Origin of the sequence: Streptococcus sp. M334 (genome assembly GCF_000187745.1) — a bacterium.
GTDB lineage: Bacteria > Bacillota > Bacilli > Lactobacillales > Streptococcaceae > Streptococcus.
In genome coordinates this window covers 87,428-98,580 of sequence record NZ_GL732492.1, presented here as the reverse complement: position 1 = coordinate 98,580, position 11,153 = coordinate 87,428, and the positions used below count along the sequence as shown (strand labels likewise).

At 36.7% G+C, this 11,153-nt stretch carries 13 protein-coding genes and 1 pseudogene; 7 read left to right on the top strand and 7 right to left on the bottom strand.

Going from position 1 to position 11,153, the window contains the following annotated elements:
* From HMPREF0851_RS14035 to HMPREF0851_RS14010, 6 genes and pseudogenes are all read right to left on the bottom strand, one after another.
* Positions 1–410: pseudogene (locus HMPREF0851_RS14035) on the bottom strand (IS3 family transposase); the annotation flags it as partial.
* Between the two features lie 612 nt (positions 411–1,022).
* Positions 1,023–2,084 carry a DUF6287 domain-containing protein gene (locus HMPREF0851_RS14030; protein ID WP_000727310.1) on the bottom strand — a complete coding sequence of 354 codons (1,062 nt, stop codon included), beginning with the start codon at positions 2,082–2,084 and terminating at the stop codon, positions 1,023–1,025.
* 154 nt (positions 2,085–2,238) lie between these two features.
* The gene (locus HMPREF0851_RS14025; protein ID WP_001032427.1) at positions 2,239–3,024 is read right to left on the bottom strand and encodes a hypothetical protein; all 786 of its coding nucleotides are present in this window, start codon (positions 3,022–3,024) and stop codon (positions 2,239–2,241) included.
* A gap of 3 nt (positions 3,025–3,027) precedes the next feature.
* Positions 3,028–3,423, bottom strand: a complete 396-nt coding sequence (locus tag HMPREF0851_RS16570; protein WP_001099576.1) for a hypothetical protein — start codon at positions 3,421–3,423, stop codon at positions 3,028–3,030.
* A gap of 3 nt (positions 3,424–3,426) precedes the next feature.
* Positions 3,427–3,864, bottom strand: coding sequence for a thioredoxin domain-containing protein (locus HMPREF0851_RS14015; RefSeq protein ID WP_001086164.1), 438 nt, complete (start codon positions 3,862–3,864; stop codon positions 3,427–3,429).
* Entirely contained in the window at positions 3,857–4,675 is an 819-nt protein-coding gene (locus HMPREF0851_RS14010; RefSeq protein ID WP_232197017.1) for an excalibur calcium-binding domain-containing protein, read from the bottom strand. The genes HMPREF0851_RS14015 and HMPREF0851_RS14010 overlap by 8 nt, the downstream gene beginning before the upstream one ends.
* A gap of 204 nt (positions 4,676–4,879) precedes the next feature.
* Here HMPREF0851_RS14010 and HMPREF0851_RS14005 point away from each other — a divergent pair, with 204 nt between their 5' ends.
* Positions 4,880–5,206, top strand: coding sequence for a helix-turn-helix domain-containing protein (locus HMPREF0851_RS14005; protein ID WP_000340949.1), 327 nt, complete (start codon positions 4,880–4,882; stop codon positions 5,204–5,206).
* A 407-nt stretch (positions 5,207–5,613) separates the two neighbouring features.
* On the opposite strand, the gene HMPREF0851_RS14000 is transcribed toward HMPREF0851_RS14005, so the two are convergent.
* On the bottom strand, positions 5,614–6,417 hold the full coding sequence (locus tag HMPREF0851_RS14000) for a hypothetical protein (RefSeq protein ID WP_001035201.1): 804 nt from the start codon (positions 6,415–6,417) through the stop codon (positions 5,614–5,616).
* A 503-nt stretch (positions 6,418–6,920) separates the two neighbouring features.
* Here HMPREF0851_RS14000 and purD point away from each other — a divergent pair.
* The 6 genes from purD (at position 6,921) to HMPREF0851_RS0104360 (ending at position 11,147) form a co-directional block, all read left to right on the top strand.
* Positions 6,921–8,183 (top strand): phosphoribosylamine--glycine ligase, encoded by a 1,263-nt coding sequence (purD, locus tag HMPREF0851_RS13995; protein WP_000772224.1) that lies wholly within the window; start codon positions 6,921–6,923, stop codon positions 8,181–8,183.
* 93 nt (positions 8,184–8,276) lie between these two features.
* Positions 8,277–8,393, top strand: coding sequence for a phosphoribosylaminoimidazole carboxylase (locus tag HMPREF0851_RS16565; protein WP_083804103.1), 117 nt, complete (start codon positions 8,277–8,279; stop codon positions 8,391–8,393).
* A gap of 29 nt (positions 8,394–8,422) precedes the next feature.
* Complete coding sequence (gene purE / locus HMPREF0851_RS13990; RefSeq protein WP_000805604.1) at positions 8,423–8,911, top strand: 5-(carboxyamino)imidazole ribonucleotide mutase; 489 nt, start codon at positions 8,423–8,425, stop codon at positions 8,909–8,911.
* On the top strand, positions 8,898–9,989 hold the full coding sequence (purK, locus tag HMPREF0851_RS13985; protein WP_000099007.1) for a 5-(carboxyamino)imidazole ribonucleotide synthase: 1,092 nt from the start codon (positions 8,898–8,900) through the stop codon (positions 9,987–9,989). Before purE ends, purK begins: the two co-directional genes overlap by 14 nt.
* A 9-nt stretch (positions 9,990–9,998) precedes the next feature.
* Positions 9,999–10,247 carry a hypothetical protein gene (locus tag HMPREF0851_RS13980; RefSeq protein ID WP_000614691.1) on the top strand — a complete coding sequence of 83 codons (249 nt, stop codon included), beginning with the start codon at positions 9,999–10,001 and terminating at the stop codon, positions 10,245–10,247.
* Between the two features lie 27 nt (positions 10,248–10,274).
* The gene (locus HMPREF0851_RS0104360) at positions 10,275–11,147 is read left to right on the top strand and encodes a viroplasmin family protein (RefSeq protein ID WP_000878577.1); all 873 of its coding nucleotides are present in this window, start codon (positions 10,275–10,277) and stop codon (positions 11,145–11,147) included.
* Positions 11,148–11,153 lie beyond the last annotated feature (6 nt).

The following is an 11,153-nucleotide window of genomic DNA, read 5'->3' as shown; positions in this document are numbered from 1 at the left end:
CTGCTTGAAGGCGTTCTAACTCTGTCCTCTCTTCGGGTTTCTTCTTTGGTTTACGTCCCATTTTTAGATGGTCTCCCTTTTGTTTTCTCAACAATAGTATACCCGTTTTTCTTGTATTGTGCCATCCAATTTGGAAGCATACCACGATTTGGGAGAGCATATTCGAGAGAAACTCTATCTTGAGACCAATTTTCATGTAGGACTTTATCAATCATTTCTTGTTTTAAACGAGGAGAATAGTAACGATTTTTTCCTTTTTTGACGAACTCTATTCCGTAACGATCAATCAATTTAATCATGTACCTAAGATTAGAATTGTTTATCCCAAATTTATTTGAAAGCTTCTCTAAGCTATATCCTTGTTTTCTAAGTTCATAGATCTGAACTTTATCATCATAAGTTAATTTCATAATAAAAACACCCCAAAAGTTAGATTTTTTCTGTCTAACTTTTGGGGTGCTGTTCACTTGTTCGCTTTTTTATTTCATTTACCAAGTCTAAGAATTTATCGTATAGAATTCCTACAACAAATGAACTGTCCATCCGAAAAATTAAAGCCTTTCGTCTGAGACGTTCTTAGAGTACTTTGTGCCTACTTACTGTCAATTTGCTTTCACGGCATAAAGGCGTATGCTTATGAGATAAATTAGAGAATAAAAATAGCTATTTAAAGATGTTTTACATTATAGGATTTCATGTTTTTGTAGTGTTGACTTGATTCAGCTATCAGTTTTTACTGTACAATTGTATCAATTTATCTATTTGTGTTTGTGATTAATAATGCGCGTGATAATGGGATTTCTAAGGGTCGATTAAAAAATAGAATAGGAATGAATGTATGTGAATTTAGCTATTCAGCGATTAACTCTCTATATCAAAAATATGTTAGTAATGTGGAATTGTCTGAAAGAGATTCATGTGATGTAACGGATATACAAAATCCCTGCAATGAGTAATTGCAGGGATTTTGCATACGTTATATAATCAAGTGCTTACAGGTTACTACTGTAAGTAAGAACGATTTATTTACCTACGTAATAGTAAGCTTCTTTACTAGAGCGGGGTGCATCTTTTATGACCATAATTCTAATTTGGTTTTTATCCGAACTGTCACCACTCCTAGTAATGACAGTAGATTTAGGCGGGTAAATCATGATGCCACCTTTTACCGAATCTAATCTCATACTAAAACTGATGACACCTTGGTTCCCAATCGTTGGAATTGTAATTATTTCACCATTTACTAAACCACTTTTATCAAATGCTATTTCTTCTCCAAATCCGTTTCTCCACGTACCAGCTATACTTGAGTAGTCTCCTTGTAAAATAGCCTGTGAGTCAAGTTTTAGTGGCTCAGTTTCTGTGTGCTTTTCTTCTGTGGGAGTCGTGATAAGTGTGGCATCAGTAGCAACCCAGAATTGAAATTTTTCAGAGTCTTCCATGATTTTGACTGTGAAAGTAACGGTCGCTCCTTCTTGCCATCCCTCAATCATAGATTTCTTAATTTGTACTTGTACACCAGTCATAGGAGCATTACTAGCTTTTACCCAAATAGTATGGTATGTATCCAGAGCTTTAAAGTGTCCTACGTATGCTTCCCAAAACTTTTGGCGTGTTAGTTCTGCTGTGAAGCGGTATAGCTGACCAGTCTTTAATCTACCATCATTCTCCATTTCTCGAAGCCCTTCGGCTGTCGTATCTATTATACTATCTTCAGTTGAGCTAGAGCTTGTGGTAGATGTGCTAGATGAAGAGATGGATGATGCAGAGGAACTTTGTTGTGAAGATTGATTATCTACTGTTTCTATATTCCTATCTGGATGTCTAAAGAATAAAAAAGTAGTTCCTATAACGATAAGAATTAGAAGTGTAATTGAGGTTATAAGAATCCAAAGCTTGTTGTTCTGTGGTTGAGGACAAACTACTACGTGATTTTGATTTTGATAAACTTCAACAATATCATTTACTTTAGGATGAAAAGTTAACTCATTTATAGGAACATTTAGAGTCTCATTTGTGTGGAGTCGAATGATAACATGTGTATCTGAAACGTGAATAATTTGGTTATATATTTTCTTTTTCATGTAGTATTAGTTTTCGTACATATAGGCAACCATGAGAGGTAGTGTTTTTGTTTCTTTGAAGATTGTTTCATAACTTTGTCTCCCTTTTACTAGTCCGTACAATGTTATATGGTCATCTTCAGCTATGACTTTCTTATTGTATTCATAAACTCTCCTATTTATCTCTTTCATACAAATAAGCAATCATAAATGGTCGCATTACTACAGAATCACCTGATGAATACTGCTTAACTCCATAAGTTTTCCCATACAAATCTAATTTATCACCTTCTACTATGATATCTGACAAGTAATCACTCGGAATAAAAACAGAGACAGGCTCACCAAGTCCTGGACGACCTATTTCATTTAAAACTATTTGTATTAAAATACCTTTATCATCTTGGTCTTGGCTAACTTGTATAACTTCTCCTCTAACATGTAGTTTTAGATAGCGAGGGAATTCATCATGAATCCATTTATCATAGTCAAATGACGAGGAATATTTCTGCTTATCCGTCCTTTCTTCATAGTCTATTGTCAATAAATTCTTAGGAATTTTTCCTGATATCGAAGATTTTGTGGAACTAGAGCTACTTTCTTGAGATGAAGAAGAGTTAGATTTATTCTTAGATGACAACGCAGAGGACTTAGAAGAACTAGAGGTATTCTGTGATATAGTTATTTTACTCATTATAAAATATGCACTAACCGACAAAACAATAACTACAAGAGCTATTAAAATAGGTTTTATCTTACTTGAGAATGATGTTTTTATAGAGTTATGCTTTTTAACTGTGCTACTTTCAACCTTTATAACAATATCACCATAAACCTCGACATAATCACCTATTGCAGGTTCAAAGTCACAATCTTTAATGCCAATTTCCTTCAAACTGCCATCTTCATAACCTATGTAAGCAGTATCTTCAATTATTTTAATAATTTTTCCTTTATTCATTATTTACCCCCATACAATGGCTCCTAACCACATTCCAAAAATCATAGCACCAGTTGCACAAATCATTATAACAGTTCCTTGTTCTTTATCCCCTCTGCTTCTGATGAGATATCCTAAAACAATACCTATTACTCCAAAAATAAAAGGGAAGAAGAGCAGAGAGGTTGCTGTGCAAATCCATCCCCATATTTTCAACGTTTTAGTGTTATCAGGAGTATCTGAATTTATTATGAGTTTTCTAGTAATGATGTAGTTTCCATCATTGCCAAAAACTTCAACCTCTTCTCCGACCTCTGGAAGGAAGTCAAAGTATTTTCTTTCTATCTCTAGAAGGCTACCATCAGCCTTACCTAGATAAATTGTTTCAATATTGTCCTTAAGTATTTTGTATGTATTCATTATTTATTCCTTTCTTATAAATGATTCAATCACTTCAACACTAGCTTGACTTGCATTCTGTAATCTTTCATATGCTGTACCATTTGTGAAGCAAGTGAGATTGGGGATTGTTTTGAATCCTACAGTTGTTTTGAAGTTATTCCAACTTGTCTTATCTATATGCTCACTATCCAAGTAATACACAGTCGTCTCAGTTTTATCCACTGCTTTTGCTAGCTTTGGAGCAAATTCTTGACAGTATGGGCAACTTTCTCTCCCTGTATATAGGTAAAAGCTTTCTTGATGTTGTATTTTTTGTTCCACAGCCTCTAAACTTATCTTTTGTAGTCTGTTTACAGCTATCTGGTAGTCTGTTTGAGGCAGAGTAGTTAAGTATGCTGTGAATGTGACGATTATAATAAGTAGTAGTGACAGTAGAATAAGAACTTTTTTACTATTCATCACATCCGTATCCGTCTTTGTCTCTATCTAGCCATGGACCATATTGTGGGTCACTAGCAGGTATGTTTACACGTCCTGCTTTTCGTGCTTCCTTACAGTTTTTGAACGGTCTTAAATTTGATTGTGGAGCAGTCGTAGACGATTGTGTAGGAGTGGTTGTGGTGTGAGATGAAGTTTGTTCTTGCTCTTTTTCTCGTGAAGATGCTTTCCTTTCCTCCTCTTTTGATTTGGAGACTTCAACACTTGCTTTTTCCTCTTCTTGTGCTTTTTCTGTTTTTCTCACTTCACTGATTACTAACGAGCCTTTATCGATTGAATCATATTTTTCTAAAGATACTGTATTTCCTGTATAGACCATAAGTTCATTCATTTCCACAGCTAGTGATTCAGGTGTACGGATAAGAAGCTTCTTACCTGTTATGTTGTACTCACGGTATTCATCTTTTTCTTCAATCCCAATTACCTCAGCTTCAACTTCGTAGAGTTTATCTGTGTTAGAGAGTTTGTGTGCTACCTCTCTCAGTGCTTTGGCTCGCAGTATGATTTTAATTTGTGGTGTATTTAGATAAGCATCTACAGCTATATGTCCAGTTGGAGACCATTTCTCTATTTTAGAGCTAGTTTCACCACTAGATGATGAAGTAGAGGAAGATGAACTAGACTGTTTAACTTGTGAAGACTGTTTGACAGAATCACTAGCCTTAGTTTGAACTTGTGAGTGTTTAGTGCTACTGCTAGTTAATAGTGTGAAGAACAGAACGAGGATAAGCAGTAGTACAATACTACCTGTAATCTTTTGTTCTTTACTCAATTTCTTTAGCTTGTTAAGCATATGTAAGCCCCGATGTTTAACTTTATTTAATGAAATAGAAGAAATATTTCCTAATAGTTATAATTATATTACACAAACTTTAACAATAGAATATGTTTTTATTTAATATTAAACTATAGAGAATGTAAACCTGATTGTTTAATCTATAAGATAGATAGTAGATTTAACATAGAGGGTGAAGTAATGGATGATATATTAGAAAATATAAGTAATCAGATACGAGACTTACGAGCTTCAAAGAAGATTACACAGCAAGAATTAGCAGAAAGAACAAATCTAAGTGTTCCTTATATCAGTCAGATAGAGAATAATCACAGAAATATCTCTTTAGAAACTTTTGTGAAGATTGTTGATGCTTTAGAAGTTACGTTGAGTGATTTTTTCTTACCTTATTCTGTGCCACAAGATACAGAAATGATGGAACTATTATTGAAGATTCAGAGACACCCACAGCATAAGATGATTGTTCATAAGGTTATGGAAATACTTGAATTAAGCCAAGATAGTTAGTGTAAAATAAAAAGCACCTAAAGTGTAATTTATCCGAAATATATCCAACCGTAGATAGTTACTTTAGTATCTATTGGTATTTCCTTCATTCTTCAGATTGTTATAGTCTCTTGTGAAGTAATTTTTAATAGTAATCTGTAGGTCGGGCGATTAGAAATTATCTGTACTTTTTGTATATTGTGAGGATTATAGGTTACATTATTCAGATAAGGAATGAGAATTATTTTTCTTTATTGAAGAAGTCGATTAAAAAATAAAAATAAAAAAGAAAGTACTGAATCTAAGTATCCAGTGCTTATCTATTACCTTAAAAATGTGTTATCTCTTATATAGGGGAACCTGTTAGAAGAACCCTAATAATTGTTGTAATTACAAAAGTAAAAATTTCTACTATTCTTATCAATTTACTACTTTAATATTCCAGAAAACTTAACTTCATCAGGAGCCATTATATAACGATTCACAGCGACTTCTTCATCGCTGAGTGTGTAATAGAATCTAGGGCTATTTACTCCGTGGGATTTAGCAATTTTATATAAAGATTTGTTTAGCGCACTGATAATTGCTCTAAGTTCTTTATTTGAATACGAAGCATTATTTTCTGTGAGAATGATTCTGATGCCAGGTGTTACAGATGTTTTTTCCATTTCAAGCATATTTGCTCCTAATTGTGTATTTACTTTATCTACACCCTCTTGAATTGCATTATAGAAAGCATCTAAATCTACTTTTCTGTTTTCTTCATTAGATTTTTTCTCAGATTCTTTAGATTTTTTTTCTGCTTCCTCTTTCATTTTTTTCTGTTTTTCCCGTTCTTCTTGTTCTTGTCTCTCCTTTTCTTCTTTAATCTTTTCGATTTGTTTATTAAGTTTCAATTCCACTTCATCTACACGGTAAGACAAGTTACCAAATTTTACCTCATAATCGGTTGGATATGTATCTTTTAGGTGTCTAATTTCCTTTTTAACAGATGACAATTCACTATCATCAGAAACAAGCTTCAAAGCTTCCTCTAGCGTTATATTTGGTTTAATATTTTCTGTGTCATTTTCTAGTGTTTCAACTAACTTAGTAACACGTTCCGTATCTTTAGCATATTCTTGCTTACTATTGCTTTCTATTATATGAGCAAACCAAAAAACTAAAAGAGAAAATATCACTAAGAAGCCTATAAAATAGTTAGCAAATTTCTCAATTTTCTTTTTATTCATAAAAAGCCTCCTGTTTTATATTTATGTTTAAAATATTGTTAAACACTACCCTAATTATACCACAGTTATATATACATTGGTTAATGTTTTTTAATAATTTTTAACCAAAGTAAATATACAACCTTAATCTACAAGATGAATAGAGTAAAATAAAAAGTACCGAAATGGTACTTCTTACTTGCCTACTGAACTCATCACCATGAAATTTGTACTCCTTTTTGTCCACTTGGAGTAAAGTTTAATCTATTTTATTTAATATGTAAATTCTAAAAATACTACAGAATCAACATTTATAAAGCATAACAAAGTGTAATTTATACTAAATCTATTCTAAAGTCAAAATTTTTTTTGTCCCAACCTCATTAAGTGTTTAAAGATTTAAAAAATGAACTAGCTTCAGTAAGTTTACTCTATGTTGTATTTTTCTACTTGTAGATATAATTAGATTAAAACGAACGTTTGTGATATAATATTATTAAATAATTCGCAAAAGAGGTTGAGGAATGAAGCTGTTAGTTGTCGGTTCGGGTGGTCGTGAACATGCGATTGCTAAGAAGTTACTTGAGTCAAAAGACGTTGAAAAAGTATTTGTAGCTCCTGGGAATGATGGGATGACTCTGGATGGTTTGGAGTTGGTAAATATCTCCATTTCCGAACATTCTAAATTGATTGAGTTTGCAAAAACCAACGATATTGCTTGGACCTTTATCGGTCCAGATGACGCCCTTGCAGCTGGGATTGTGGATGATTTCAATGCGGCAGGACTCAAAGCTTTTGGTCCGACTAAGGCTGCGGCTGAACTTGAGTGGTCTAAGGATTTTGCCAAGGAAATCATGGTTAAATACGGAGTTCCGACAGCAACCTATGGCACATTCTCAGACTTTGAGGAAGCCAAGGCCTATATCGAAAAAGAGGGTGCGTCTATCGTAGTCAAGGCAGATGGTTTGGCACTTGGGAAAGGTGTCGTTGTTGCTGAGACGGTTAAGCAAGCGGTCGAAGCCGCTCATGAGATGCTTTTGGACAATAAATTTGGTGACTCAGGTGCACGTGTAGTTATTGAGGAATTCCTTGAAGGAGAGGAATTTTCACTCTTTGCCTTTGTCAATGGCGACAAGTTCTATATCATGCCGACAGCGCAAGACCACAAACGTGCTTATGATGGCGATAAGGGGCCTAACACGGGGGGGATGGGTGCCTATGCGCCAGTTCCTCACTTGCCACAGAGTGTAGTTGATACAGCGGTGGAGACTATTGTCAAGCCAGTCCTCGAAGGGATGATTAAAGAAGGTCGCCCTTATCTGGGAGTTCTTTACGCAGGGCTTATCTTGACAGCTGATGGACCTAAGGTTATCGAGTTTAATGCTCGCTTTGGAGATCCTGAAACTCAGATTATTCTACCTCGATTAACCTCTGATTTTGCCCAAAATATCACAGATATTCTGGATGGCAAGGAGCCAAACATCACGTGGACGGACAAGAGTGTGACTCTGGGTGTGGTTGTCGCATCCAACGGTTACCCGTTAGACTATGAAAAAGGTGTCAAGTTGCCAGCCAAGACAGAAGGCGATATCATCACCTACTATGCAGGGGCTAAGTTTGCGGAAAATAGCAGAGCACTGCTCTCAAACGGCGGACGTGTCTATATGCTCGTCACCACAGCCGACACCGTCAAAGAAGCCCAAGATACCGTTTACCAAGAGCTTGCCCAACAACAAACAGAAGGTCTCTTTTACCGAACAGATATCGGAAGCAAGGCAATTAGATAAAGATATAAGAAAAAGCGACGCAGTCGCCAAACACGATAATGGTCGTTTGATTTGCGAGCGTTAGCGAGCTAATATAGAACAATCACCGCCGCTGTGAAAGAACGATTGGATGACAATCCAATCGTTCAGGGAAATTGGAAGACCTTGGGCTTCCAATTTAGGCATGAGACACCTTTGGTGGCTGCTGCCGTCCCTCACAACCTAAGGTGATTGTTGAAAAAGAGGAAAAAGGAGAAGAAATGAAACCCGTAATTTCCATCATCATGGGCTCAAAATCCGATTGGGCAACCATGCAAAAAACCGCCGAAGTCCTAGACCGCTTCGGTGTAGCCTACGAAAAGAAAGTTGTTTCTGCCCACCGCACGCCAGACCTCATGTTCAAGCATGCAGAAGAAGCACGTAGCCGTGGCATCAAGGTTATCATTGCAGGTGCGGGTGGCGCTGCTCACTTACCAGGCATGGTAGCAGCCAAAACAACCCTTCCAGTCATTGGTGTGCCCGTCAAGTCTCGTGCCCTTAGTGGCGTGGACTCGCTCTACTCTATCGTACAGATGCCGGGTGGAGTACCAGTCGCAACCATGGCTATCGGTGAAGCAGGAGCGACCAATGCGGCTCTCTTTGCCCTCCGTCTCCTGTCAGTAGAGGATCAGGCTATCGCGACAGCTTTGGCAGATTTCGCAGAAGAACAAGGAAAAATCGCAGAGGAGTCGACAAATGAGCTCATCTAAAACAATCGGAATTATCGGTGGCGGTCAGCTGGGACAGATGATGGCCATTTCTGCTATTTACATGGGGCACAAGATTATCGCGCTGGATCCAGCGGCGGATTGTCCAGTCTCTCGTGTAGCGGAAATCATCGTGGCGCCTTATAACGATGTGGATGCCCTCCGTCAGTTGGCAGATCGCTGTGATGTTCTTACCTATGAATTTGAAAATGTCGATGCAGACGGTTTGGATGCTGTCATCAAGGATGGGCAACTCCCTCAAGGAACAGACCTCCTTCGCATTTCGCAAAATCGTATTTTTGAAAAGGACTTCCTTTCAAACAAGGCAAAAGTCACTGTGGCACCTTACAAGGTTGTGACTTCTAGCCAAGACTTGGCGGAGATTGACCTGTCCAAAAACTATGTCCTAAAGACTGCGACAGGTGGTTATGATGGCCATGGTCAAAAGGTCATTCGTTCAGAAGCAGATTTGGAAGAAGCCTATGCACTGGCTGCTTCTGCAGACTGTGTCTTGGAAGAATTTGTCAACTTCGACCTTGAGATCTCTGTCATCGTGTCAGGAAATGGCAAGGATGTGACAGTCTTCCCAGTTCAGGAAAATATCCACCGCAATAACATCCTGTCTAAGACCATTGTACCTGCTCGCATTTCAGACAGTTTAGCAGCTAAGGCCAAAGCTATGGCGGTTCGAATCGCAGAACAACTCAACTTGTCTGGAACTCTTTGTGTGGAAATGTTTGCGACAGCTGATGATATTATTGTCAACGAAATTGCCCCACGTCCACACAATTCTGGCCACTACTCGATTGAAGCCTGTGGCTTCTCTCAGTTTGATACCCATATTCTGGGCGTTCTGGGAGCACCATTGCCAGACATTAAACTACATGCGCCAGCTGTCATGCTCAATGTCCTCGGCCAGCACGTCGAGGCTGCTGAAAAATATGTCACAGAAAATCCAAGCGCCCATCTCCACATGTATGGTAAAATAGAAGCGAAGCATAACCGCAAGATGGGACATGTGACTTTGTTTAATGATGTGCCAGATAGTGTGGTTGAGTTTGGGGAAGGGATTGATTTTTAGGAGAAATATATGATTCAAATAATCGTAAATGCATTTGTTGAAAAGGATAAGACTGGAGCAGTTGTCGAAGTCTTGTTTGCTAGTGCTGACCAGAATAAGGTACAAGCTAAATATGAAGAACTAGCTACACAATACCCTGAAAACTACTTAGATATCTATAGTTTACCGCTGGATACGGATTTGAATACACTAGATCACTATCCGTCTGTGTTTATTGAGAAAGAGGAGTTTGAGGAGTCCTCTAATTTGAGTCCTTAAGAAAATGAAAGATAGGTGAAAGAAAATATGAAATACTACGCTGTAAAGTTAGGCAGACAAACTGGAATTTTTGAGACATGGGGAGAAGCAGAAGCACAAGTTAAAGGATTTCCTAATGCAAAGTTTAAATCTTTCTCTTCGTTTGAGGAGGCTAAATCTTATCTTGAAGATTCTAATCAGAGCCAATCGAGTAATCTAGTTGAGTATGAAGTTTATGTAGATGGTTCGTTTGATAGAAATACAAATACATACGGTTCAGGTGTTGTCATTACCAAGGAGAATGAAGTAATAAAAAAAATTTCATTTTCAGGTTCTGATGAAAAATATATTGAAAGTTATCAGATTGCAGGAGAGGTAAAGGCAGCTCTGCGAGCTATGGAATGGGCTATTGACAATCATATTTCGAGGATTGCAATTTTCTATGACTACGAGGGGATTAAGTCGTGGGCTGTAGGTGAGTGGAAGACAAATAAGTCGGTTTCAAGAGATTATAAAGTTAAATATGATAGTTTATCATCACAAGTAAAAGTTTATTTTAACAAGGTTAAAGCGCATAGTGGTGTAAAGTTTAACGAATTAGCAGATCAATTAGCGAAAAGAGCAATAAAAGAAGGTGATTCTAATACTAATGATAACTTATCTGATAATCAATTAGGCATAGAATTTTATAACTATTTAATTTCAAGTGATGAGAACGATAAAAAAGATAATATCATTTATTATAATGAGTTTATGATTAGTGATAAAAAGATTCTTAAATTTATTAAGAATATCTGGAAACAAGAAGGAAAAAAGGTTGGAGAGATCAAAAACATCTCATATAAATTGAATTTCAATAGTAATATATTGAGTGCAAAAATCGAGGCTAAGGAATCTAAAAATTACGAAATAAAATTTTAGGAGAAA